21 protein-coding genes are annotated in these 24,640 nt (G+C 65.0%); 12 read left to right on the top strand and 9 right to left on the bottom strand.

All coding sequences use genetic code 11. From position 1 onward, the window contains the following. Nucleotides 1–71: 71 nt before the first annotated feature. The 8 genes from ACIP21_RS04375 to ACIP21_RS04340 form a co-directional block, all read right to left on the bottom strand. On the bottom strand, nucleotides 72–1,994 hold the full coding sequence (locus ACIP21_RS04375; RefSeq protein ID WP_400684394.1) for a PrkA family serine protein kinase: 1,923 nt from the start codon (nucleotides 1,992–1,994) through the stop codon (nucleotides 72–74). 283 nt (nucleotides 1,995–2,277) lie between these two features. After that, on the bottom strand, nucleotides 2,278–2,610 hold the full coding sequence (gene glpE / locus ACIP21_RS04370) for a thiosulfate sulfurtransferase GlpE (RefSeq protein WP_400684391.1): 333 nt from the start codon (nucleotides 2,608–2,610) through the stop codon (nucleotides 2,278–2,280). Between the two features lie 15 nt (nucleotides 2,611–2,625). Next, the gene (locus tag ACIP21_RS04365) at nucleotides 2,626–3,492 is read right to left on the bottom strand and encodes a symmetrical bis(5'-nucleosyl)-tetraphosphatase (protein ID WP_400684389.1); all 867 of its coding nucleotides are present in this window, start codon (nucleotides 3,490–3,492) and stop codon (nucleotides 2,626–2,628) included. Further along, on the bottom strand, nucleotides 3,492–3,872 hold the full coding sequence (gene apaG, locus ACIP21_RS04360) for a Co2+/Mg2+ efflux protein ApaG (RefSeq protein ID WP_400684387.1): 381 nt from the start codon (nucleotides 3,870–3,872) through the stop codon (nucleotides 3,492–3,494). The genes ACIP21_RS04365 and apaG overlap by 1 nt, the downstream gene beginning before the upstream one ends. Before the next feature lie 175 nt (nucleotides 3,873–4,047). Further along, a complete protein-coding gene (gene rsmA, locus ACIP21_RS04355) occupies nucleotides 4,048–4,848 on the bottom strand; it encodes a 16S rRNA (adenine(1518)-N(6)/adenine(1519)-N(6))-dimethyltransferase RsmA (RefSeq protein WP_400684384.1) in 801 nt (266 codons plus the stop codon). Next, a complete protein-coding gene (gene pdxA, locus ACIP21_RS04350) occupies nucleotides 4,845–5,834 on the bottom strand; it encodes a 4-hydroxythreonine-4-phosphate dehydrogenase PdxA (RefSeq protein ID WP_400684381.1) in 990 nt (329 codons plus the stop codon). The genes rsmA and pdxA overlap by 4 nt, the downstream gene beginning before the upstream one ends. After that, nucleotides 5,831–7,150 carry a peptidylprolyl isomerase SurA gene (gene surA, locus ACIP21_RS04345; RefSeq protein ID WP_400684378.1) on the bottom strand — a complete coding sequence of 440 codons (1,320 nt, stop codon included), beginning with the start codon at nucleotides 7,148–7,150 and terminating at the stop codon, nucleotides 5,831–5,833. The genes pdxA and surA overlap by 4 nt, the downstream gene beginning before the upstream one ends. Beyond that, nucleotides 7,131–9,938, bottom strand: a complete 2,808-nt coding sequence (locus tag ACIP21_RS04340) for an LPS-assembly protein LptD (RefSeq protein WP_400684376.1) — start codon at nucleotides 9,936–9,938, stop codon at nucleotides 7,131–7,133. The genes surA and ACIP21_RS04340 overlap by 20 nt, the downstream gene beginning before the upstream one ends. 131 nt (nucleotides 9,939–10,069) lie before the next feature. On the opposite strand from ACIP21_RS04340, the gene ACIP21_RS04335 reads away from it, so the two are divergent. From ACIP21_RS04335 to ACIP21_RS04325, 3 genes are read left to right on the top strand one after another with little or no spacing between them, the layout of a single operon-like run. Next, nucleotides 10,070–11,089, top strand: coding sequence for an aminoglycoside phosphotransferase family protein (locus ACIP21_RS04335; RefSeq protein WP_400684373.1), 1,020 nt, complete (start codon nucleotides 10,070–10,072; stop codon nucleotides 11,087–11,089). Continuing rightward, nucleotides 11,086–11,757, top strand: a complete 672-nt coding sequence (murU, locus tag ACIP21_RS04330) for an N-acetylmuramate alpha-1-phosphate uridylyltransferase MurU (protein ID WP_400684370.1) — start codon at nucleotides 11,086–11,088, stop codon at nucleotides 11,755–11,757. Before ACIP21_RS04335 ends, murU begins: the two co-directional genes overlap by 4 nt. Before the next feature lies 1 nt (nucleotide 11,758). After that, nucleotides 11,759–12,523 (top strand): TerB family tellurite resistance protein, encoded by a 765-nt coding sequence (locus ACIP21_RS04325; RefSeq protein ID WP_400684368.1) that lies wholly within the window; start codon nucleotides 11,759–11,761, stop codon nucleotides 12,521–12,523. Between the two features lie 102 nt (nucleotides 12,524–12,625). On the opposite strand, the gene ACIP21_RS04320 is transcribed toward ACIP21_RS04325, so the two are convergent. Next, on the bottom strand, nucleotides 12,626–13,633 hold the full coding sequence (locus ACIP21_RS04320; protein WP_400684366.1) for an alpha/beta hydrolase family protein: 1,008 nt from the start codon (nucleotides 13,631–13,633) through the stop codon (nucleotides 12,626–12,628). 95 nt (nucleotides 13,634–13,728) lie between these two features. Here ACIP21_RS04320 and ACIP21_RS04315 point away from each other — a divergent pair, with 95 nt between their 5' ends. The 9 genes from ACIP21_RS04315 (at nucleotide 13,729) to trpE (ending at nucleotide 24,595) form a co-directional block, all read left to right on the top strand. Next, complete coding sequence (locus tag ACIP21_RS04315; protein WP_400684364.1) at nucleotides 13,729–16,113, top strand: PAS domain S-box protein; 2,385 nt, start codon at nucleotides 13,729–13,731, stop codon at nucleotides 16,111–16,113. Between the two features lie 10 nt (nucleotides 16,114–16,123). Then, a complete protein-coding gene (locus ACIP21_RS04310; protein ID WP_159408657.1) occupies nucleotides 16,124–16,753 on the top strand; it encodes a response regulator transcription factor in 630 nt (209 codons plus the stop codon). 293 nt (nucleotides 16,754–17,046) lie between these two features. Further along, nucleotides 17,047–18,171, top strand: coding sequence for an ABC transporter ATP-binding protein (locus tag ACIP21_RS04305; protein WP_400684362.1), 1,125 nt, complete (start codon nucleotides 17,047–17,049; stop codon nucleotides 18,169–18,171). A gap of 40 nt (nucleotides 18,172–18,211) precedes the next feature. Further along, nucleotides 18,212–19,243, top strand: coding sequence for an ABC transporter substrate-binding protein (locus ACIP21_RS04300; protein ID WP_400684359.1), 1,032 nt, complete (start codon nucleotides 18,212–18,214; stop codon nucleotides 19,241–19,243). Between the two features lie 65 nt (nucleotides 19,244–19,308). Then, nucleotides 19,309–20,556 carry an ABC transporter permease gene (locus ACIP21_RS04295; protein ID WP_400684356.1) on the top strand — a complete coding sequence of 416 codons (1,248 nt, stop codon included), beginning with the start codon at nucleotides 19,309–19,311 and terminating at the stop codon, nucleotides 20,554–20,556. An 11-nt stretch (nucleotides 20,557–20,567) separates the two neighbouring features. Beyond that, the gene (locus ACIP21_RS04290) at nucleotides 20,568–21,395 is read left to right on the top strand and encodes an ABC transporter permease (protein WP_400684354.1); all 828 of its coding nucleotides are present in this window, start codon (nucleotides 20,568–20,570) and stop codon (nucleotides 21,393–21,395) included. A 158-nt stretch (nucleotides 21,396–21,553) separates the two neighbouring features. Further along, nucleotides 21,554–22,228: a ribulose-phosphate 3-epimerase gene (gene rpe / locus ACIP21_RS04285; RefSeq protein ID WP_400684351.1), complete on the top strand. Its 675-nt coding sequence runs from the start codon at nucleotides 21,554–21,556 to the stop codon at nucleotides 22,226–22,228. Beyond that, entirely contained in the window at nucleotides 22,225–23,043 is an 819-nt protein-coding gene (locus ACIP21_RS04280) for a phosphoglycolate phosphatase (protein ID WP_400684349.1), read from the top strand. Before rpe ends, ACIP21_RS04280 begins: the two co-directional genes overlap by 4 nt. Before the next feature lie 70 nt (nucleotides 23,044–23,113). Next, complete coding sequence (gene trpE / locus ACIP21_RS04275) at nucleotides 23,114–24,595, top strand: anthranilate synthase component I (RefSeq protein WP_400684346.1); 1,482 nt, start codon at nucleotides 23,114–23,116, stop codon at nucleotides 24,593–24,595. Nucleotides 24,596–24,640: the final 45 nt, after the last annotated feature.

Below are 24,640 nucleotides of genomic sequence, written 5' to 3'. Positions count from 1 at the left end.
CAAGGCAGCAAAGCCGCCGCGGCCCGTGGCCGACAGGCCAGCCTTGGACGCGCGGCGTGTAGCTTGATGCCTTATTGCGATTTCCTGACCCGCAGGTACCATTCCGACAGCAGGCGCACCTGTTTGTCGGTGTAGCCACGCTCCACCATCCGCGTGACGAAGTCGTTGTGCTTCTGTTGATCCTCCTTGCTGGCCTTGGCGTTGAAGCTGATGACCGGCAGCAGGTCCTCGGTGTTGGAGAACATTTTCTTCTCGATCACCACCCGCAGCTTCTCGTAGCTGAGCCAGCTGGGGTTCTTGCCGTTGTTGTTGGCACGGGCACGCAGCACGAAGTTGACGATCTCGTTGCGGAAGTCCTTCGGATTGCTGATGCCTGCCGGTTTCTCGATCTTCTCCAGCTCCTCGTTGAGGGCGATTCGGTTGAGGATCTCGCCGGTTTCCGGGTCGCGGTATTCCTGGTCCTGGATCCAGAAGTCGGCGTACAGCACATAACGGTCGAAGATGTTCTGGCCGTATTCGCTGTAGGACTCCAGGTAGGCCGTCTGGATTTCCTTGCCGATGAACTCGATATAGCGCGGCGCCAGGTACTCTTTCAGGTAGCGCAGGTAACGCTCGCGCACTTCGGCCGGGAACTGTTCCTGCTCGATCTGCTGCTCCAGCACGTACAGCAGGTGCACCGGGTTGGCGGCGATTTCATGCGGGTCGAAGTTGAACACCTTGGAGAGGATCTTGAAGGCGAAGCGGGTCGACAGGCCGTTCATGCCTTCGTCGACGCCTGCAGAATCGCGGTACTCCTGGATCGATTTGGCCTTTGGATCGGTGTCCTTGAGGTTTTCGCCGTCGTAGACCCGCATCTTCGAGTAGATGTTGGAGTTTTCCGGCTCCTTGAGGCGCGAGAGCACGGTGAACTGGGCGAGCATCTTCAGGGTGTCCGGCGCGCAATGGGCCTTGGCCAGCGAGCTGTTGACCAGCAGCTTGTCGTAGATCTTGATCTCGTCGCTGACGCGCAGGCAGTAGGGCACCTTGACGATGTAGATCCGGTCGATGAACGCTTCGTTGTTCTTGTTGTTGCGGAAGGTGTGCCACTCCGATTCGTTGGAGTGGGCCAGCAGGATACCGGTATAGGGAATGGCCCCCAGGCCCTCGGTACTGTTGTAGTTGCCTTCCTGGGTGGCGGTGAGCAAGGGGTGCAGGACCTTGATCGGCGCCTTGAACATCTCGACGAATTCCATCAGGCCCTGGTTGGCCCGGCACAGCGCGCCCGAGTAGCTGTAGGCATCGGCGTCGTTCTGCGGGAATTCTTCGAGCTTGCGGATATCCACCTTGCCGACCAGCGCCGAGATGTCCTGGTTGTTCTCGTCACCGGGTTCGGTCTTGGCGATGGCGATCTGGTTGAGAATCGACGGGTACAGCTTGACCACCGTGAACTTGCTGATATCGCCGCCGAACTCCTGCAGGCGCTTGGTGGCCCAGGGCGACATGATGGTGTTCAGGTAGCGCCGCGAGATACCGTACTCTTCCTCGAGAATGGCCCCGTCTTCGGTAGCGTTGAACAAGCCCAGTGGCGATTCGAATACCGGTGAACCCTTGATGGCGTAGAAGGGCACCTTTTCCATCAGTTGCTTGAGCTTCTCGGCCAGCGACGACTTGCCGCCGCCCACCGGGCCCAGCAGGTAGAGGATCTGCTTCTTCTCTTCCAGGCCTTGGGCGGCATGGCGGAAGTACGAGACGATCTGGTCGATGCACTCTTCCATGCCATGGAAGTCGGCAAAGGCCGGATAGCGGCGGATGACCTTGTTGGAGAAGATTCGCGACAGCCTGGAGTTGCTAGAGGTGTCGATCAGTTCCGGCTCGCCGATGGCCAGCAATAGCCGTTCAGCCGCGGAGGCGTAAGCGCTGCGATCCTCTTTGCACAGCTCGAGGTACTCCTGCAGCGAAAGTTCTTCCTGACGCGTGGACTCGAAGCGTTGTTGGAAGTGGCTAAAAATACTCATGACGTCACCTCGCTCGATACGTGGAGACGACGCCGGATCAGTCAGCTGATGCTGGCATGCAACCGGGTTGGCCGATTGCTGTATACCCCCCAGAACACCCTGTAACGCTACCGATGACCCGCACGCCGGTGTACCGGCTCTCCCCTTTTTCTGGATGGCCTGCGCTTAAGAATAGTTGGTTATCCGCAAGGTCAAGGGCGAGGGGCGGAGAAGTTGCCGACGACCGTTCGTCAGCTTGGCTGCGAACCCGCGTGGGGCGCGGGCTGCAGTAAAAATGAAAAAATTATTCGGCAGTGCCCTGGGCGGTTTCGGCCGGGTAGGTGGCGCGCCACAGCTCAAAGCCGCCATCGACGCTGTACACCTCGGAGAAGCCTTGGCCGACCAGGTAGGCGGCCGCGCTCTGGCTGGAGTTGCCGTGGTAGCAGACCACCAGGGTCGGGGCATCGAGGTCGGCGTTGCGGATGAAGTCGGCCACCGAATGGTTGTCCAGGTGTTTCGCCCCGGTGATATGTCCAGCGGCATAGGCTTGCGGGTCGCGAATGTCGACGACCACCGCACCTTCCTTCTTGCGAAGCTCCAAGGCCTGCTCGGGGGGGATGCGCTTGAATTCGCTCATGGGTAAGGCCTTCCTTCAGAATTGATGATTCAGTGTAGTGGGTTGCGCCGGTGGGCGGACATGGCCGTCGTCGGTGCAGTCGCAGTGGTGGTATTCGCCGCTGTCGACGTTGTACAGGGTCATCGCGCCGCCCCACACGCAGCCGGTGTCCAGGGCGATGATGCCGGGCTCGTCGACCTTGCCCTGGAGTGCGGCCCAGTGGCCGAAGATGATCTTCACATGGCGCGAGCGGCGGTCCTTGTGTGCGTACCAGGGCTTGTAGCCCTTGGGTGCGGTGCCCAGGCCTTCCTTGCTCTTGAGGTCGAGCTTGCCTTCGGCGGTGCAGAAGCGCATGCGCGTGAGGCAGTTGGTGATCACCCGCAGGCGCTCGACGCCGGCCAGGCGCTTGCTCCACTTGTTCGGCTCGTTGCCGTACATGCCGTCCAGGTACAGCGGCAGGCGGTTGTCGTCGCGCAGCACCTGCTCGACTTCCGCCGCCAGTTGCAGCGCCTGGCCAAGCGTCCACTGTGGCGGTATGCCGGCGTGCACCAGGGCAATGCCGCGCGGTTCATCGTAATGCAGCAGCTTCTGCTGGCGCAGCCAGTCGAACAGCTGGTCGGCATCCGGGGCTTCGATGATCTCGCGCAGGGTGTCGCTTTTCTTCAGGCGCTCGACGTTGTGCCAGGCGGCCAGCAAGTGCAGGTCATGATTGCCCAGCACGCAGACCAGCGACTGGCGGATCGAGTACAGGTAGCGCAGGGTTTCCAGCGACTCGGGGCCGCGGTTGACCAGGTCACCGACCAGCCACAGGCGGTCGACCGCGGGGTCGAACTTCACCCGCTCGAGGAGGCACTTGAGCGGCTGCAGGCAGCCTTGCAGGTCACCGACGGCGTAGGTGGCCATCAGTGCAGCGACCCCGGGACCGCCAGGCGGAAGGGCGCGATGTCGGCGTCGAAGCGTTTGCCGTCTTCGGCGAACATCTGGTAGCTGCCCTGCATGGTGCCGACGTGGGTGCTGATCACCGCGCCGCTGCTGTAGGTGTGGCTTGCGCCCGGCTCGATGGTCGGTTGCTGGCCGATGACGCCGGCACCGCGCACTTCTTCCACCTCGCCGTCACCGTTGGTGATCAGCCAGTGGCGCGACAGCAGCTTGGCCTTGAGCGAGCCGTTGTTCTGCACGGTGATGGTGTAGGCGAACGCGAAGCGACTGCTTTCGGGGTCGGATTGTTCTTTGAGGTAGCGGGTCACGACGCTGACGTCGATCTGATAGCGGGGGTCGGACATGCAAGGGCCTTGGGAGAGCTGACGCAATAACGCAGTCTAGGCCATTGGGAGGGGGGAGGGCCAGCGGTGTGGGGCTTGGTGGATAGGTGTAGTCAGTGCCGGCCTCTTCGCGGGTGAACCCGCTCCCACAGGGACCGCGCAGCGTTGAAGCTTGTGCGGTCGCTGTGGGAATGAGTCAGGCTTGCTGGTCGGCCAGCTGGTCGGCCAGGCGCACGAAGGCGGCCAGATCGAGCTGTTCGGGGCGCAGGCTGCCATCTACGCCAGCGGCCTCGATGGCGGCGCTGTCGAGCAGGCCCTTCATGGTGTTGCGCAGGGTCTTGCGGCGCTGGTTGAACGCTTCACGGACCACCTGCTCCAGCAACTTTGCATCCTTGGCCGGGTGCGGCAGCACCTCATGAGGCACCAGGCGCACGATCGCCGAGTCGACTTTCGGCGGCGGGTTGAACGCGCCTGGGCCAACGTTGAACAGGTGCTCCACGCGGCAGTGGTACTGGACCATGATCGACAGCCGGCCCCAGTCACCACCGCCTGGCCCTGCGGCCATGCGCTCGACCACTTCCTTCTGCAGCATGAAGTGCATGTCGCGGATCAGCCCGGCGTGGCTGAGCAGGTGGAAGATCAGCGGGGTGGAGATGTTGTAGGGCAGGTTGCCGACCACTTTCAGGCTGCGTGGCGGGACACCCAGCTGGTTGAAGTCGAACTTCAGGGCGTCGCCCTGGTGCAGGCGGAAGTTGTCGCGGCCGGCGAACTTGTGCTGGAGGATCGGCACCAGGTCCTTGTCCAGTTCCACCACGTCCAGCTGTGCGCCGCTGCCCAGCAGGCCTTCGGTCAGGGCGCCCTGGCCCGGGCCGATTTCCAGCAGGTGTTCGCCGGCCTTGGCGTTGATGGCACGCAGGATGCGGTCGATGATGCCGGCGTCGTGCAGGAAGTTCTGGCCGAAGCGCTTGCGCGCCCGGTGTTGGTATTGCTCGTTCATGGTCGTGTCTCGGCCATCTGGTAGGCGGTTTCCAGGGCCACGCGCAGGCTGCCGGTGTCGACCTTGCCGCTGCCGGCCAGGTCCAGGGCGGTGCCGTGATCGACCGACGTGCGGATGATCGGCAGGCCCAGGGTCACGTTCACTGCAGCGCCAAAGCCTTTGTACTTGAGTACAGGCAGGCCCTGGTCGTGGTACATCGCCAGCACCGCGTCGCAGTGCTCCAGATATTTGGGGGTGAACAGGGTATCGGCCGGCAATGGGCCGCGCAGGTCCATGCCTTCTGTGCGCAGGCGTTCCAGCGTCGGCTCGATGATGTCGATTTCTTCGCGGCCAAGGTGGCCGCCTTCCCCGGCATGCGGGTTGAGGCCGCAGACCAGGATACGCGGGTTGGCGATGCCGAACTTGTCGCGCATGTCGGCGTGCAGGATGCGGGTGACCCGTTCCACGCGCTCGGCGGTGATCGCATCGGCGATATCGCGCAGCGGCAGGTGCGTGGTCACCAGGGCCACGCGCAGGCCGCGGGTGGCCAGCATCATCACCACCTGGGCGGTGTGGGTCAGCTCGGCGAGAAACTCGGTATGCCCGGAGAAGGCGATACCGCTTTCGTTGATCACGCCCTTGTGCACCGGGGCCGTGATCATCCCGGCAAAATGCCCGTCGAGGCAGCCTTGGCCGGCGCGGTTCAGGGTCTCCAGCACGAACGCGGCGTTGGCCGTGTCCAGCTGGCCTGGCACCACGGGGGCGGCCAACGGGGTATCCCAGACGTACAGGCTGCCTGCTGCAGCTGGCTGGTCGGGCCATTGGCCCGGCGTCACCGGCAGCAGGGTGACAGCCAGCCCCAGCTGCGTGGCCCGCTCGGCGAGCAGGTCACGGCTGGTGATGGCGATCAGGGGGTGGGGCTGGGCGTCGGCGGCGAGCAGCAGGCACAGGTCGGGGCCTATGCCGGCTGGTTCGCCGGGGGTGACGGCGAAGCGCAGGGGCTTCACTGCGCGGCCTGGTCAGCGCCAGGCAGCTTGATTTCAACGTAGGCTTCGTCGCGGATCTGGCGCAGCCAGGTCTGCAGCTCTTCGTCGTACTTGCGGTTGCGCAGGACGTTCAGGGCCTGTTGCTCGCGCGCCTGTTCGGTGCTGTCGGTGGCGCGGCGGCCCAGCACTTCCAGGACGTGCCAGCCGTACTGGGTCTTGAACGGCTTGGTCACGACGCCTTGCTGGGCGTTGGCCATCTGCTCGCGGAACTCCGGTACCAGGCTGTTCGGGTCGACCCAGTTGAGGTCGCCACCGTTGAGCGCCGAGCCCGGGTCTTCCGAGAAGCTCTTGGCCAGGGTGGCGAAGTCTTCACCGTTGTTGATCCGCTCGTAGAGCTTTTCGGCCAGCTGCTGGGTGGCTGCTTCGCTGCGCACTTCGCTCGGCTTGATCAGGATATGGCGCACATGCACTTCGTCACGCAGCACGTTCTCGCTGCCACCGCGCTTCTCCTCGAGCTTGAGGATGATGAAGCCGTTGGGGATGCGGATCGGCTGGGTGATGTCGCCGGTGGCCATGCTGCTGAGCATCTTGGCGAAGTCCGGAGGCAGCTGGCCGGCTTTGCGCCAGCCCATCTCGCCGCCTTCCAGGGCGTTTTCGCTGGCGGAGCGGGCAATGGCCATCTGGCCGAAGTCCGCGCCTTGCTTGAGCTGCTGATAGACATCGCCGACCTGGCGCGCTGCCTTCTGGATGTCTTCCGAGTTGGCGGCTTCCGGGGTCGGGATGAGGATGTTGGCGAGGCGGTACTCTTCCGACATCTGCATCTTGCCCAGGTCGGAGGCGAGGAAGTTCTTCACCTCCTGCTCCGACACCTGGATGCGCTCGGCCACGCGGCGCTGGCGCACGCGGCTGATGATCATCTCACGCTTGACCTGCTCGCGGGCGTCGTCGAACGACAGGCCGTCATGGGCCAGGGCGGCGCGGAACTGCTCCAGCGACATGCCATTGCGCTGGGCAATGGTGCCGATGGCCTGGTTCAACTCTTCGTCGGTGATGCGGATGCCCGAACGTTCGCCGATCTGCAGTTGCAGGTTCTCGACGATCAGGCGTTCCAGTACCTGCTGCTCCAGGGCGCCGGTCGGCGGCACGCCGCCGCCGCGCTTGGCGATGGTCTGCTGAACCTCGTGGACGCGCTGGTCCAGTTGGCTCTGCATGACCACGTCGTTGTCGACGATGGCTACCACGCGGTCCAGGGGTTGCACCGCGGCATGCACCGCGCCGCTCAGCAAAGCAGCGCCCAGCAACACCGGGCGCAGTCGATCAATAAGCTTGGTCTTCACGTGTACGGTAACCTTCAATGCCTTTGTCGAGGAACGATTCCACCTTGTTGCCCACTACGCCGCCGAGTCCTTTGAGGACGATCTGCAGGAAGATGCCGTGGTCGCCTTTTTCGTTGGACGGCGTGGCCTGGCTGAAGTCGTCGTAGTCGACCCAGTAACGGTTGATCAGGCGCAGTTTCCAGCAGCAGTTGTCGTACTCGAAACCGCCCATGGCTTCCAGGGTGCGGTTACGGTTGTAGTCGTGCTGCCAGCGGGCGATCACGTTCCATTGCGGTACGACCGGCCAGATGACCGAGAAGTCGTGCTGCTGGATCTTGTAGTAATCCTTGATGTAGTTGTCGCTGCCCGGGGTGCCGTAGTCGCCACCGCCCACCTTCCAGGTACCGGTGGTGGAGTCGTAGGCGATGGTATCGTTGCGGTAGCGATAACCGAGGTTGACGATCTTGTTCGGGTTGTCTTCAGGCTGGTAGTGGAACATCGCGCTGCCCGAGCGGGTGCTGCGGCTGTCCGGGTCCCAGTTGAAGTCCGAATTGAAGCGCCAGTCGCGGTTGAAGTAGTAGTTGTACACCAGCGCGTACGGCGATACATCGGACTGCGAATCCTTGCGGGTGCGGTAGTCGATGCCTGGCAGCTGGACCTTGCGATCCTTGAAGTAGTACGCCTGGCCAATGCTGAAGTTCTGCCGCTCGAAGCCGTTTTCCTCGATCCAGCGGGTGGTCACGCCCAGCGACAGCTTGTTCTCGTCGCCAACGCGGTCGGTGCCGCTGAAGCGGTTGTCGCGGAACAGCGAGTCGTAGTTGAACAGTGTTTCGCCCGAGTCGAACAGCGGGATGTCCTTCTGGTCCTTGTACGGGACGTAGAGGTAGAACAGGCGCGGTTCGAGGGTCTGGCGATAGTTGGTGCCGAACAGCGAGGTGTTGCGGTCGAAGTACAGGCCGCTGTCGACGCTGAAGATCGGCACGTCACGGTTCAGGGTGCTGTTGAAATCACCATTGAGAGCGACCGTACCAGGGTTGTTGGCGATGTCGCTTTTGCCCTTGCCATCCAGGTCCAGGTCGTAATGGGTGTACATGTATTTCAGCTTCGGCGTGACATAGCCGTAGCTGGCGGTCATCGGAAGGCTGATGGCCGGGGCGAGGTTCAGGCGGGTGCCGTTGGCGCGTGCAACGCCGAAGACGTTTTCGTCGAGGCGACGACCTGCAGCGCCTGCGGTGAAGTCCGGATTGCCATCCTTGTCGGTCACGAAGTCGTTCTTCAGGTCACGATCAAAGCGCACGGCTTCGGTCTGATAGCTGAAGTCGAACCCGCCCGGGTGGTACGGCAGCATGCCGTCCAGGGTGATCTGCGGCAGCTTGTTGTACGGGGTGATCTGCGACAGGGTCGCCGCCTCGTACGCTTGTGCATTCAGGCGAGCGGTGTAGCTGTCGCCACGCCAGGTGAGCGCACCTTGCTGGTTCAGGAAATCACGGTTCTCCACACCGATCTGGTCGGACTCCAGATCCTGGAAGTAGTACGGGTCGCTGATGTCGGTGTAGTCGACTTCAGTCATCAGGCGCTCGTCCAGGCCACCTTTATGCTGCCAGTTGATCATCCAGCGCTGTTTTTCGTAATCCGTCTGCAGCTTGCGGTCGTCGTCCTCGTCGTTGAGGTACGCACCACCGAACTGGCCTTCGCTGGACTTGGTCAGGTAGCGGAACTCGCCTTCCATCAACAGGCCGCGTTTGGCCATGTAGCGCGGGTACAACGTGGCGTCGTAGTTCGGCGCCAGGTTGAAGTAGTACGGCGTGACCAGCATGAAGCCGGTGTCGCTGCTGGAGCTGAACGATGGCGGCAGGAAGCCGGACTGGCGACGGTCGTCGATCGGGAAGTAGATATACGGCGTGTAGAGCACCGGAATATCCTTGACCCGCAGGGTGACGTTGGTCGCGGTACCGAAGCCGGTGGCCGGGTTCAGGGTGATGTTGTTGCCCTTCAGCTGCCAGGCGTTGCTGCCCGGTTCGCAGGTGGTGTACGTACCGTCCTTGAGACGGATGATGGCGTTTTCGCCACGCTTGGCGTACAGGGCGTTGCCGCGGATGTGCGACTTGTGCATCACGTATTCGGCGTTGTCGACCTGGGCTTCGCCGGTGTCGAGCTGGATTTCGGCCTGGTCGCCGACCACCAGCGAGCCGTTGTCGCGAATCTTGACGTTGCCCTTGAGCTCGCCACGGTTCTCGGTCTGGTACAGGTTGGCCTCATCGGCCTCGGCCTGCATGCTGCCCTGGCGCATTACCACGTTACCGGCGAGGGTAGCGATCTGCTGCTCCTGCTGGTACTTGGAGACCTTGGCGTTGATGTAGGTCGGCGACTCGTCCTTGGGCGTGGTGTCGGCCATGCCCGGGCGGGTCGGCTCGATGTACGCGCCGCCGCAGTACGGGCCGGTCTCGGCCAGCTGGGCAGCCGTGAGCTTCTCCCGCGGGACCCAGTCCAGGTGGCTGTAGTCGGCGCTGCGCGACTTCAGGCCACGGCCCTTGGCCTCGGTGACCAGCATCGGCTTGTCCGCGCTCTCGGCTTCGGCCGCAGGGGCCTCGGTACCGGACGTGAGCGCAGCACCTTCATGCACCGGGCGCGGCGGCAGGTTGTTGGTTGGGGTCTTGGGCTTGCAGTCCCAGCCACCGGAGGCGGACACTTGGCAGTCGAACTGCTCGGCTGCCACGACATACGAGGTGGCCAGAGGTTGCAGGGCCAGCAGACCGCCGGTCACCAGCAACGGGAACTTTCTACGAAACGCGGGGGATTTCAATGCCATCTTATTAGTCCGGGCTTCCTGCGTGCCATCTGCCCGCGTGTGGGGGCCGCACGCCTCTCGATGGTCTGAAAAAGATGCTGGATAATAAAGCATGACCCGCTTGACGGCTAGGGCCGTCGGAGACCCTTGTAATGCCTGAACACGATGTACGCCTGCAACAACTGACGGTCTGGCTCCACGAGCAGCTCGTTGTGCTTTTCCGCGACAACGCCTGGGGCGAGGTGCCGGAAGGCACGCTGACCGCCGCCAGCAGCGATGCGAGCTTTCGCCGCTACTTCCGCTGGCAGGGCGCGGGCCACAGTTTCGTGATCATGGACGCGCCACCGCCGCAGGAAAACTGCCGACCGTTCGTCGCCATCGATCATTTGCTGGCCAGCGCCGACGTGCATGTGCCGACGATCCACGCCCAGGACCTGGAGCGCGGTTTCCTGCTGCTGGGCGACCTGGGGCATCAGACTTACCTGGACATCATCAGCGAAGAAAACGCCGATGCGCTGTTCGCCGATGCCATCGAGGCCCTGCTGGCCTTCCAGCGCCTGCCGATGGATGCGCCGCTGCCAAGCTACGACGACGCCCTGCTGCGCCGCGAAGCGGAGCTGTTCCCGGAATGGTACGTGGGCCGCGAACTCGGCCTGACCTTCAGCGATGCCCAGAAGGCCAGCTGGCAGCGCATCAGCCAATTGCTGATCGACAGCGCCCTGGCCCAGCCCAAGGTGTTCGTGCACCGCGACTACATGCCGCGCAACCTCATGGAAAGCGCGCCGAACCCAGGTGTGCTGGACTTCCAGGACGCCGTCTACGGCCCGGTCAGCTACGACATCACCTGCCTGTTCAAGGACGCCTTCCTCAGCTGGCCGCAAGCGCGGGTCGAAGCCTGGCTGCGGCTTTACTGGGGCAAGGCGCTGGCCGCCGGCATCCCGGTGCAGCCGGCGTTCGAGGACTTCCAGCGCGCCAGCGACCTGATGGGCGTGCAGCGCCACCTCAAGGTCATCGGCATTTTCGCGCGCATCTGCCACCGTGACGGCAAGCCGCGTTACCTGGCCGACGTGCCGCGTTTCTTCGCCTATATAGATGAAGTGATCGGCCGCCGCCCGGAGCTCGCCGATCTGGGCCAGCTGATCGCCGAACTGAAAGCCGGAGCGCGTGCATGAAAGCGATGATCCTGGCGGCGGGCAAAGGCGAGCGCATGCGCCCGCTGACCCTGCACACGCCAAAACCCCTGGTGCCGGTGGCAGGCCAGCCGTTGATCGAGTATCACCTGCGCGCCCTGGCGGGCGCCGGTTTTACCGAGGTGGTGATCAACCATGCCTGGCTTGGCCAGCAGATCGAGGACCACCTGGGTGACGGCAGCCGCTTCGGCCTGAGCATCCGTTATTCCCCGGAGGGCGAGCCGCTGGAAACCGGCGGCGGTATTTTCAAGGCGTTGCCTCTGCTTGGCGATGAGCCGTTTGCCCTGATCAACGGCGATGTCTGGACCGATTTCGATTTCGCCCGCCTGCGTGCGCCGTTGCCGGGCCTGGCCCATCTGGTGCTGGTCGACAATCCGGGGCATCACGGCCGTGGCGACTTCCGCCTGTTGGGCGAACGCGTTGTGGATGGCAACGAGGGGCCCGGCACCCTGACCTTCAGCGGCCTGTCGGTGCTGCACCCGGCCTTGTTCGACGGTTGCCAGGCCGCTGCCTTCAAGCTCGCGCCCCTGCTGCGCCAGGCCATGGCGGCAGGGCAGGTGAGCGGCGAGCACTACCCGGGCCACTGGGTCGATGTAGGGACCCTGGAGCGCCTGGCCGAGGTCGAGCGCCTGATTGGCGAGCGCGCCTGACATGTGGTGGCCAGGGACGGTGATCGGCCTGGGCGCGGGGTTCGCCGTCGCCAGCATTCCCGGTGCGTTGCTCGGCGCTCTGCTGGGCCAGGCCATGGACCGGCGCATCCGTGTGCAGGATTGGGACGACATGCGCGAACGCCTGGGCGGGCGCCCGGCATTGCGTGACGAGGAACTGCTGTTCGTGCTGCTTGGGCGGCTGGCCAAGAGCGATGGTCGGGTGGCCGAGCAGCACATCCAGCAGGCGCGCCAGGAAATGGTGCGCCTGGACCTGGCCGAAGCGTCGCGCCTGCGTGCCATCGCCGCGTTCAACCGCGGCAAGGCGGGCAAGGACCGCCTGGCCAGCCACCTGCGCCGCATCCGCCTGCAGCCGCACGCCGCCGAGGGTACCCTGCGCGCCTGCTGGCGCATGGCCTGGGCAGATGGCAAGGCGGGGCAGCAAGAGCGCGATCTCTTGCTGGAGTGGGGCGAGAAGCTGGGCCTGAGCCGGCGCCAGGTGCAGGCCATGTCGCTGGAGTACGAGCCGCGCAAGGCGGCGATTTCCGGCAATGTGATGACCTATGCGGCGGCCCTGCGATTGCTGGGGATCGAGGCCGACAGCGAGGCGGACAAGGTCAAGCAGGCCTATCGGAGGCTGGTCAGCCGGCATCATCCGGACAAGCTCGTCGGCAGCGGGGCCGGTGAGGCGCAGGTGCGCGAGGCGACCGAAAGGACCCGCGAGCTGCATCAGGCCTATGCCATCGTCCGCAAGCGGCGGGGGCTGTAAGGGCCTCTTCGCGGCTGAAGCCGCTCCCACAGGTACTGCACCGACTCCAAGACCTGTGCAGTCCGTGTGGGAGCGGCTTCAGCCGCGAAGGCCGCAACCCGTTTATTCCTGCGGTGTGGGGCTCATCCATCCGCGAACCCGGCGGAACAGTTGCTCCTGCTCGCCCTCCCTGTTCGCCGGCATGGCAATCAGCGACAGCTGCTTGTACTGGCTGTCCTTCTGCCGCTTGCTGGCCTGCAGGCGCAACGCGGCGGCATTGCGGTCGGCGCTGCGGGTGGCGTAGTAGAGGTCGGCCGTCGGCACCTTGAGGGTTGGCGCCAGGCTTTCCAGGTCGTGCTCGACCCGCGCCGGGGTCTGCGCGGCCACCATCACCAGCTTCTGCACCTGTGGCGGCTGTTTCTCGCTCAGGTAGCGCGCGGCCCAGTAGGCGCCGCTGCCATGGCCGATCAGCACGATGCTGCGCGAGTTGTGCTGCTGGGCGTAGGCTACCGCCGCGTCGAGGCGCGCGAAGATGCGTTCGGCATCGGCCTTGTCGTTCTGCTCGCCGGCCTGTTCGGCATCGGTACTCTCAGCCGTATCGGCGTCGGCCGCCGTGGCCTGGGCGACGTTGGCGTTGGCATCGGCCGGAGTGTCCTTGACCGGTGCGCTTTCGCCCTGCTCCTTGGCCGGCTGCTCGGCCGGCTTGGCCTCGGCCCGCGCCACCGGTGCGTCGCCAAGCAGGTCGGGCAGGCTCACGCTCAGGCTGTGCCAGCCGATATCGGGGAACTTGCGCCGCAGCGGGCCGACCGCATTGGGCCAGTCGGCGGTTTCGCCGGCACCGGGGACAATGATCACCGCGCCTTTCGGGTCGCTGTCGTTGGCCGCTTTCCACAGCGCCAGGAAGCTGTCGGCACCGGCTTGCAGGGTTTGCTGCTCGGCCTTGGGCACCAGGCGTTCCAGGGCCTGGGCGTCCTCCTGGCTGCGTTCGAGCAGGGGCGCGCGTGGGGTGGTGGGGACCGCCGGCGCTTCGGCAGCGGCCTGCGGTTGTTCGGCATCGGCGGCCAGGGCGCCGAGCGGGAGGAGCGAGGCCAGGCAGCAGATTGCCAGCGTCGTGCGATAAAGTGTGGACATGAATCAACCCAAGGCCAGAATGATACCGGCAGCCTAATAGTATTTGCCCGTGGCGGCCATGCTGCATGGCCGCCTTTGCCAAGACGAGCGTGTAGATGAAGCGATTGCGTCGCCTGTGGGTTATCGGCTGGTTGTGCTTGCCCTTGATCGCCCTGGCAAGGCCCGAGGCGATACCGGCGCCTGCACTGGAGCCGGCCCAGCAGCAATGGCTGGACGCGCACCGCCAGCTGCGCGTGGGCCTGGTGCTGCAGGCCCCCTACGCTCAGTTCGACCGCCGCCTGCAGCAGTTGTACGGGGCCAATGTCGAACTGCTCGATGGCCTGGCACAAGCCCTTCAGCTGGACCTGACCTGGCGCAACTTCGCCGACCAGGCGGCCCTCGAACATGCGTTGCAGGCCGGCGAGATCGATTTTGCCCCGGGCCTCACGCAAACGCCTGCCAGCCTGCGCCTGTGGCTGTTCAGCGACCCGTACATGCGCGTGCCGCAACTGGTGGTCGGGCCACGTACCGGGGCAATGGCCGTGGAGCTGGAAAAGCTCGGCAGTGACGATCGCGTGGCGGTGCGCATGCCCAGTGCGCTGGCCGACTACCTGCGCGGCAATTACGCCAACCTCAACCTGCAGGGTGTGCCCAGCGAACGCGAGGCCTTGCAGCTGGTGGTCGGCGGGCAGGCCAGCTATGCCGTGCTCGACGAGGCCCAGCTCGGCCGGCTGTCGCGCGAGAGCGAATTCGGCGAGCTGGCGGTGGTGGGCGATATCGGCCTGCCGCAGTTGCTGCGCATCGGCTCGCGGCGCGACTGGCCCATCCTGGCCGATGTCCTCGAACGCGGCCTGCAGGCCATGCCGGCCAAGGCGCTGGAGCAATTGCACCAGCGCTGGCTGCAACCCAAGTACCCGCGCCTGAGCGAGTCGCCCGGTTTCTGGCAGAACCTCGCCCTGGTGTTCGGCCTGCTGCTGCTGTGTGCCCTGGCCACGCTGGCATTGCAGCGCCGCCAGCAACGGCGGCTGGAGCGCAGGCTGCTGGCCACGCGCGAAGACCTGGCCGAGCGGCAGGTGCGCGAGGAGGCCTTGCGCCTGAGCCAGTTCGCCATCGACCAGAGCACCGTGGGCATCCTCTGGGTCAACTGGGACAGCCATGTGCGCTACGCCAACCATGCCGTGGAGCGCATGCTGGGTTATGCCGAGGCGCAGTTGCTGGAGCGCCCGCTGATCGCCTTCGAGCCGAACCTGAGCATGGACCGCTGGCTGCAGCTGTGGAAGGGCGCGCGCACCGGGGACGGCACGCGCCAGTTCGAGACCCACTGCCTGCGCGCCGATGGCAGCCTGCTGCCGGTGGAGCTATCGCTGAGCTTCCTGCGTTTTCGGGATGCCGAGTACCTGGTGGTGTACCTCGCCGATGTCACCGAGCGCCACCGGGCCCTGGCGGCGCTGCGTGAAAGCGAAGGGCGGCTCAAGGGCATCGCCGGCAACGTGCCGGGGCTGGTGTTCCGCCTGGAGCCCTCGCCCGCCGAAGGCGCGCCGGAATTCCCCTATATCAGCGAGGGCAGCGAGGCCTTGGTGGGCTATACGCCCGCGCAGATCCAGGACCCGCAGATGGGCCTGCGCAACCTCGTCCACCCCGAAGACCGGGCGGACTATCACCAGGTCCAGGACCTGGCCATCGCCGGTGACCAGGACTGGTCGTGGCAGGGCCGTATCCTCACCCGCCAGGGCGAGCAGCGTTGGGCCGACATCAAGGCCAGCACCCGGCGCCTGGCGGACGGCCGGGTGGTGTGGGACGGCATCGTCTGGGACATCACCCAGAGCAAGCGCGCCGAGTTGGCGTTGGCCCGCTCCCAGGAGCAACTGCGCGAGCTGTCGGCGCACCTGGAAAGCGTGCGCGAGGAAGAAAAGGCCCGCATCGCCCGCGAAGTGCACGATGAACTGGGGCAGATGCTGACCGTGCTCAAGCTGGAGGTGTCGATGTGCGAGCTGGCCTTCGCCGAGCTCGACCCCGGCCTGAACGAACGCCTGGCCAGCATGAAGCGCCTGATCGCCCAGTTGTTCCAGCTGGTGCGCGACGTGGCCAGTGCGCTGCGCCCGCCGATCCTCGACGCTGGCATCGCCTCGGCCATCGAGTGGCAGGCGCGGCGCTTCGAAGCGCGCACGCAGATCCCGTGTCTGGTCCAGGTGCCGGATAATCTGCCAGCATTGAGCGATGCCAAGGCCACCGGCCTGTTCCGCATCCTCCAGGAGGCGCTGACCAACGTCATGCGCCATGCCCAGGCACACAGTGTGGAGATCGAACTGGTATGCGAGGACGGGCAGTTGCGCATGAGCGTCAGTGACGATGGCATCGGCTTCTGTCGTGACCAGGCCCGGCCGACCTCGTTCGGCCTGGTCGGTGTGCGCGAGCGGGTGCTGATGCTGGGCGGCAGCATGACGTTGGACAGTCAGCCGGGCGAGGGCACCTGCCTGAGCGTGGCCATTGCGTTGGAATAGGAGAGCGAGCGTGATACGAGTGCTGGTGGCCGAAGACCACACCATCGTCCGGGAAGGCATCAAGCAATTGATCGGCCTGGCCAAAGACATGCAGGTGGCGGGGGAGGCGGGCAATGGCGAGCAACTGCTCGAGACCCTGCGCCATACCCCGTGCGAAGTGGTGTTGCTGGATATCTCCATGCCCGGGGTCAATGGCCTGGAGGCGATCCCGCGGATCCGCGCGCTGAACGATGCGCCGGCGATCCTGATGCTGTCGATGCACGACGAGGCGCAGATGGCGGCGCGGGCGCTGAAGGCCGGCGCCGCTGGGTATGCGACCAAGGACAGCGACCCGGCCCTGCTGCTCACGGCGATCCGCCGGGTCGCCGGGGGCGGGCGCTACATCGATCCGGCGCTGGCCGACCGCATGGTCTTCGAGGTCGGGCTGACCGAGACCCGGCCGCTGCACACGCTGCTGTCGGAGCGCGAGTTCTCGGTGTTCGAGCGCCTGGCCCAGGGCGCCAACGTCAACGACATTGCCCAGCAGCTGGCGCTGTCGAGCAAGACCATCAGCACCCACAAGGCGCGGCTGATGCAGAAGCTCAAGGTCAATTCGCTGGCGGAGCTGGTGAAATACGCCATGGAGCACAAGCTGGTCTGATTGTTCTGGTTGCGACAGGTGTTCTATCCGCCACGGCGGTACTCCCTGTGGAAGCGGGCTTGCCCGCGAAAGGGCCTGGCCTGCAGATATCGGTGGCTGAGCCGGCCTCTTCGCGGGCAAGCCCGCTCCCACAGGGTTGTTTATCTTTCCTGAATACGCCGCTCTTGTAGGGCGATCCCTACAGCCAATCTTCCATCCGGATGATGGCATTCTCTCAGTCGCCCCGATTTCCGCCGGCTTGCGCCTCTTCTACTCTTTTGCCTACGCAGTCATTCCAACAAGAAGGTGCAGGCATGAGCGAGGCGAATTCGAACGCGGTCACGGGTGAGACGCTGGTCAGCTTCCGGGGTGTGCAGAAGAGCTACGACGGCGAATCGCTGATCGTCAAAGACCTCAACCTGGACATTCGCAAGGGGGAATTCCTCACCCTGCTCGGCCCGTCCGGCTCGGGCAAGACCACCAGCCTGATGATGCTCGCCGGCTTCGAGACCCCGACCGCCGGCGAGATCCAGCTGGCCGGCCGCTCGATCAACAACGTGCCGCCGCACAAGCGCGACATCGGCATGGTGTTCCAGAACTACGCGCTGTTCCCGCACATGACCGTGGCCGAGAACCTGGCCTTCCCGCTGAGCGTGCGCAACCTGAGCAAGACCGACATCAGCGAGCGGGTCAAGCGGGTGCTGGGCATGGTCCAGCTCGATGCCTTCGCCAAGCGCTACCCCGGCCAGCTGTCCGGCGGCCAGCAGCAGCGCGTGGCCCTGGCCCGGGCACTGGTGTTCGAGCCGCAGTTGGTGCTGATGGACGAACCCCTCGGCGCGCTTGACAAGCAGCTGCGCGAACACATGCAGATGGAGATCAAGCACATCCACCAGCGCCTCGGCGTCACCGTGGTCTACGTGACCCACGACCAGGGCGAGGCGCTGACCATGTCCGACCGCGTGGCGGTGTTCCACCAGGGCGAGATCCAGCAGATCGCCGACCCGCGCACGCTCTACGAAGAGCCGCGCAACACCTTCGTCGCCAACTTCATCGGCGAGAACAACCGCATCAACGGCACCCTGCTGGCCAGCGACGGCAAGCGCTGCCAGGTGCAGCTGGCGCGGGGCGAGCGGGTCGAGGCGCTGGCGGTCAACGTCGGCCAGGCCGGCGAGCCGGTGACCTTGTCGGTGCGCCCGGAACGCGTGCGCCTGAACGGCCACAGCGAAAACTGCGTGAACCGCTTTTCCGGCCGCGTGGCCGAGTTCATCTACCTGGGCGACCACGTACGGGTGCGCCTGGAAGTCTGCGGCAAGGCCGACTTCTTCGTGAAGCAGCCGATCGCCGAACTCGACCCGGCCCTGGCCGTGGGCGATGTGGTACCGCTGGGCTGGGAGGTGGAACACGCCCGCGCGCTCGATCCGATTGCCGAAGCCCACTGATGGATTGCTTCATCAACCCTGTACTGTGGAGATAACAATAATGCACAAGCAGTTGAAACTGACCGCCCTGGCCCTCGGCCTGTGCGTCGCCGGCCAGGCCATGGCGGCGGACCTGACCGTGGTCTCCTTCGGCGGTGCCAACAAGGCGGCCCAGGTCAAGGCGTTCTACGAACCTTGGGAGAAGGCCGGCAAGGGCAAGATCGTCGCCGGCGAGTACAACGGGGAAATGGCCAAGGTCAAAGCCATGGTCGACACCAACAGTGTGTCGTGGAACCTGGTGGAGGTGGAATCGCCGGAGCTGGCCCGGGGGTGCGACGAGGGCATGTTCGAAGAGCTCGACCCGGCCCTGTTCGGCAACGAGTCGGACTACGTGAAGGGCGCCATCCAGCCCTGCGGCGTGGGCTTCTTCGTCTGGTCGACGGTGCTGGCCTACAACGCCGACAAGCTCAAGAGCGCGCCGACCAGCTGGGCGGACTTCTGGGATACGAAGAAATTCCCGGGCAAGCGCGGCCTGCGCAAGGGCGCCAAGTACACCCTCGAATTCGCCCTGATGGCCGATGGCGTGGCGCCCAAGGACGTGTATCAGGTATTGGGCACCAAGGAAGGCCAGGACCGCGCCTTCAAGAAACTCGACGAACTCAAGCCGAGTATCCAGTGGTGGGAAGCCGGCGCCCAGCCGCCGCAGTACCTGGCCTCGGGTGACGTGGTCATGAGTTCGGCCTACAACGGCCGTATTGCCGCGGTGCAGAAGGAGAGCAACCTCAAGGTGGTGTGGAACGGCGGTATCTACGACTTCGATGCCTGGGCGATCCCGAAGGGCGCGAAGAATGCCGACGAGGCGAAGAAGTTCATCGCCTACACCGTGCAGCCCGAGCAGCAGAAGACCTACTCGGAAAACATCGCCTACGGCCCGGCCAACTCCAAAGCTGTGCCGCTGCTGGCCGATGCGGTGAAGAAGGACATGCCGACCACGCCCGAGAACATCGCCAACCAGGTGCAGATCGACGTGGCCTTCTGGGCCGACAACAGCGAGCAGCTGGAGCAACGCTTCAACGCCTGGGCGGCCAAGTAAACGCCTGAAGGAGCGCTGGCCGCCTGGCTGGCGCTCCCCGTTTTCCCTGTCTTGCGGAGTCCGCCATGGCCATTGCAGTGCCCCTCAACGAAGGCGCAGGTCCAAGTCTCAAGCAGCGCCTCAAGCACGCCGAGCGGGTCAACCGCTGGAAGGCGCAGGCGTTGATCGCGCCGCTGGCGCTGTTTCTCCTGCTGGTGTTCCTGGTGCCGATCGCGGCGCTGCTGTACAAGAGCGTCGGCAACCCGGAAGTGGTCGGCGGCCTGCCGCGCACGGTCGAGGTGATCGGCCAGTGGGACGGCAAGAGCCTGCCCGGCGAGGATGTGTACAAGGCGCTGAGCCAGGACCTGGCCGAATCGCGCAAGAACCAGACCCTGGGCGACCTTTCCAAGCGCCTGAACATGGAGCTGGCCGGCTACCGCAGCCTGCTGGCCAAGACGGCGCGGGCGCTGCCGTTCAAGGCTGAGCCGGCCTCCTATAAAGATGCCTTGCAGGCCCTCGACGAACGCTGGGGCGACCCGGCCTACTGGCAGGCGATCCGCCGCAACACCAGTTCGGTCACCTCGTTCTACCTGCTGGCATCGCTCGACCACCGTATCGATGACCTCGGCGAGCTGGCCAAGGCCACCCCCGACCAGGCCATCTACCTGGATATCTTCGCCCGCACCCTGTGGATGGGTGTGGTGATCACCGTCATCTGCCTGCTGCTGGCGTACCCGCTGGCGTACCTGCTGGCCAACCTGCCGACCCGGCAGAGCAACCTGCTGATGATCCTGGTGCTGCTGCCGTTCTGGACCTCGATCCTGGTGCGGGTGGCGGCGTGGATCGTGCTGCTGCAGTCCGGCGGCCTGATCAACAGCGCGCTGATGGCGATGGGCATCATCGACCAGCCGCTGGAACTGGTGTTCAACCGCACCGGCGTGTACATCTCGATGGTGCACATCCTCCTGCCGTTCATGATCCTGCCGCTGTACAGCGTGATGAAGGGCATTTCGCCGAGCTACATGCGCGCGGCGATCTCGCTGGGCTGCCACCCGTTCGCCAGCTTCTGGCGGGTGTACTTCCCGCAGACCTATGCGGGCGTGGGCGCCGGTTGCCTGCTGGTGTTCATTCTGGCCATCGGCTACTACATCACCCCGGCGCTGCTCGGCAGCCCGAACGACCAGATGGTCAGCTACTTCGTCGCCTTCTATACCAACACCAGCATCAACTGGGGCATGGCCACCGCCCTGGGCGGGCTGTTGCTGCTGGCGACCGTGCTGCTGTACCTGATCTATAGCTGGCTGGTCGGCGCCAGCCGCCTGCGCCTGAGCTGAGGAGCCTCGAGATGCTGAGCCCGTACATGTCGCCCGTCGAGCGGGTGTGGTTCTACACCCTGCGCATTCTCTGCGGCCTGATCCTGCTGTTCCTGGTGCTGCCGGTGCTGGTGATCGTGCCCTTGTCGTTCAACAGCGGCAGCTTCCTGGTCTACCCGCTGCAGGGCTTTTCGCTGCAGTGGTACCACGACTTCTTCGCCTCGGCCGAATGGATGCGGGCGCTGAAGAACAGCATCATCGTCGCCCCGGCGGCCACGGTGCTGGCCATGGTGTTCGGCACCCTGGCGTCGATCGGCCTGACCCGCGGCGACTTCCCCGGCAAGTCGCTGGTGATGGCGCTGGTGATTTCGCCCATGGTGGTGCCGGTGGTGATCATCGGCGTGGCCAGCTACCTGTTCTTCGCGCCGCTGGGGATGGGCAACAGCTTCGTGTCCTTGATCCTGGTGCATGCGGTGCTGGGGGTGCCGTTCGTCATCATCACCGTGTCGGCGACCTTGCAGGGCTTCAACTACAACCTGGTGCGCGCAGCGGCCAGCCTCGGCGCCTCGCCATTGCTGGCCTTCCGTCGGGTGACCTTGCCGCTGATCGCGCCCGGGGTGATCTCGGGGGCGCTGTTCGCCTTTGCCACCTCGTTCGACGAAGTGGTGGTGACGCTGTTCCTCGCCGGGCCCGAGCAGGCCACCCTGCCGCGGCAGATGTTCAGTGGCATTCGCGAGAACCTGAGCCCGACCATCGCGGCGGCGGCGACCTTGCTGATCGCGTTTTCGGTGGTGTTGTTGCTGACCCTGGAATGGTTGCGTGGGCGCAGCGAGAAGCTCAGGACACAGCAGCCCGCTTGATGAAGGGTTGGCTGTGCTGGCCTCTTCGCGGCTAAAGCCGCTCCCACAGTCCACAGATCTGCACAAATCCTGTGGGAGCGGGTTCACCCGCGAAGAGGCCAGTACAGGTTAAAACGGTTACAATGCGCGCCACCGTGATTCTGCCCAACAGGTGCGCCATGCAGCCCTACGCTATTGCCCCCTCCATTCTTTCCGCCGACTTCGCCCGCCTCGGCGAGGACGTCGACAAGGTTCTGGCCGCAGGTGCCGACATCGTCCACTTCGACGTGATGGACAACCACTACGTGCCCAACCTGACCATCGGCCCGATGGTCTGCACCGCGCTGCGCAAGTATGGCGTGACCGCGCCGATCGACGTGCACCTGATGGTCAGCCCGGTCGACCGCATCATCGGCGACTTCATCGAGGCCGGTGCGACCTACATCACCTTCCACCCGGAAGCCTCGCAGCACATCGACCGCTCGCTGCAGCTGATCAAGGCCGGTGGCTGCAAGGCCGGCCTGGTGTTCAACCCGGCGACCAGCCTGGACGCGCTGAAGTACGTGATGGACAAGGTCGACATGGTCCTGCTGATGAGCGTCAACCCAGGCTTCGGCGGGCAGAAGTTCATCCCCGGCACCCTCGACAAGCTGCGCGAAGCGCGCGCGCTGATCGACGCCAGTGGCCGTGACATCCGCCTGGAGATCGATGGCGGCGTCAACGTCAACAACATCCGCGAGATCGCCGCCGCTGGCGCCGACACCTTCGTCGCCGGCTCGGCGATCTTCAACGCCCCGGACTACCAGGAAGTCATCGCCAAGATGCGCGCCGAACTGGCCCAGGCCCGCCCATGAGCGGCTTCGAGCAGCTGTTCCCGGGGACGCTGCCCAGGCTGGTGATGTTCGATCTGGACGGTACCTTGATCGATTCGGTACCCGACCTGGCCGCCGCCGTGGACCGCATGCTGCTCGAACTCGGGCGCCCGCCCGCCGGCCTCGAGGCGGTGCGCCACTGGGTGGGCAATGGCGCCCAGGTGCTGGTGCGCCGGGCCCTGGCCGGTGGCATCGAGCATGCTGGCGTGGACGACGCGCTGGCCGAACAGGGCCTGGCGCTGTTCATGGAGGCCTATGCCGAAAGCCATGAGCTCACCGTGGTCTATCCCGGTGTGAAGGACACCCTGCGCTGGGTGCAGAAGCAGGGGGTGGAGATGGCGCTGATCACCAACAAGCCGGAGCGTTTCGTCGCGCCCTTGCTCGACCAGATGAAGATCGGCCGCTATTTCCGCTGGATCATCGGCGGCGACACCCTGCCGCAGAAAAAGCCCGACCCGGCGGCGCTGCTGTTCGTCATGCAGATGGCCGGCGTCACCCCGCAGCAGTCGCTGTTCGTCGGCGATTCGCGCAGCGACGTGCTGGCGGCCAAGGCGGCGGGCGTGCAGTGCGTTGGCCTGACCTATGGCTACAACCATGGCCGGCCGATCACCGATGAGGCGCCGAGCCTGGTGATCGATGACCTGCGTGCGCTGCTGCCCGGTTGCGCAGACCCGGCCACTGGGATAACGTTGGCGGACCTTCAAGCCTCCCAAGACAGAGAGTCCACCGTGGCGGTCACTGGCAAATTCTGGATGAAAGTCATCAAGGCCCTGGCCCGTTGGCGTTGGCGCGCCTGACTTCTGCCTGCCGGCGCGTGCCGGCCCGTCCGTTTGCCTGACCCATTGCTGCTTGCCACGAGGCTACTCCATGACCCGCGAAGAATTCCTGCGCCTGGCCGCTGCCGGCTACAACCGCATTCCCTTGGCCTGCGAAACCCTGGCCGACTTCGACACGCCGCTGTCGATCTACCTGAAACTGGCCGACCAGCCCAACTCCTACCTGCTCGAGTCCGTGCAGGGCGGCGAGAAATGGGGCCGCTACTCGATGATCGGCCTGCCGTCGCGCACCGTGATGCGTGTGCATGGCTACCACGTCAGCATCCTCCAGGATGGCGTCGAGGTGGAAAGCCATGACGTCGAGGACCCGCTGGCCTTCGTCGAGTCCTTCAAGGACCGCTACAAGGTCGCCGACATCCCCGGCCTGCCGCGTTTCAACGGAGGCCTGGTCGGCTACTTCGGCTATGACTGCGTGCGCTATGTCGAGAAGCGCCTGGGTGCCAGCCCGAACCCGGACCCGCTGGGCGTGCCGGACATCCTGCTGATGGTTTCCGACGCGGTGGTGGTGTTCGACAACCTGGCGGGCAAGATGCACGCCATCGTGCTGGTCGACCCGGCCGAAGAACAGGCCTTCGAACAGGGCCAGGCACGCCTGCAAGGCCTGCTCGAAACCCTGCGCCAGCCGATCACTCCGCGACGCGGCCTGGATCTGAGTGGGCCGATGGCCGCCGAGCCGGAGTTCCGCTCCAGCTACACCCGTGACGACTACGAAAATGCCGTGGGCCGGATCAAGGAATACATCTTGGCCGGCGACTGCATGCAGGTGGTGCCGTCGCAGCGCATGTCGATCGACTTCAAGGCCGCGCCCATCGACCTGTACCGCGCGCTGCGCTGCTTCAACCCGACGCCGTACATGTACTTCTTCAACTTCGGCGACTTCCACGTGGTCGGCAGCTCGCCCGAGGTGCTGGTGCGGGTGGAAGACAACCTGGTCACCGTGCGCCCGATTGCCGGCACCCGTCCGCGTGGGGCGACCGAGGAAGCCGACCGCGCGCTGGAAGACGACCTGCTGTCGGACGACAAGGAGATCGCCGAGCACCTGATGCTGATCGACCTGGGGCGCAACGACGTGGGCCGTGTGTCGTCCACCGGCAGTGTGCGCCTGACCGAGAAGATGGTGATCGAGCGCTACTCCAATGTGATGCACATCGTCTCCAACGTCACCGGCCAGCTGCGCGAGGGCCTGACCGCGATGGACGCGCTGCGGGCGATCCTGCCGGCGGGGACCTTGTCGGGCGCGCCGAAGATCCGTGCGATGGAAATCATCGACGAGCTGGAGCCGGTCAAGCGTGGTGTGTATGGCGGTGCTGTCGGCTATTTCGCCTGGAACGGCAACATGGACACCGCGATTGCCATCCGTACCGCAGTGATCAAGGACGGCGAGCTGCATGTGCAGGCCGGTGGCGGCATCGTCGCCGACTCGGTGCCGGCGCTGGAGTGGGAAGAAACCATCAACAAGCGCCGGGCGATGTTCCGTGCGGTGGCGCTTGCTGAGCAGACCACGGCCAAGTAAATCGATTGGGGCTGCTTTGCAGCCCATTCGCGGCTAAAGCCGCTC

The sequence above is a fragment of the Pseudomonas sp. NPDC089401 genome, from assembly GCF_044749485.1.
Lineage (GTDB): Bacteria > Pseudomonadota > Gammaproteobacteria > Pseudomonadales > Pseudomonadaceae > Aquipseudomonas.
This window is presented reverse-complemented; position numbering and strand designations above follow the sequence as displayed.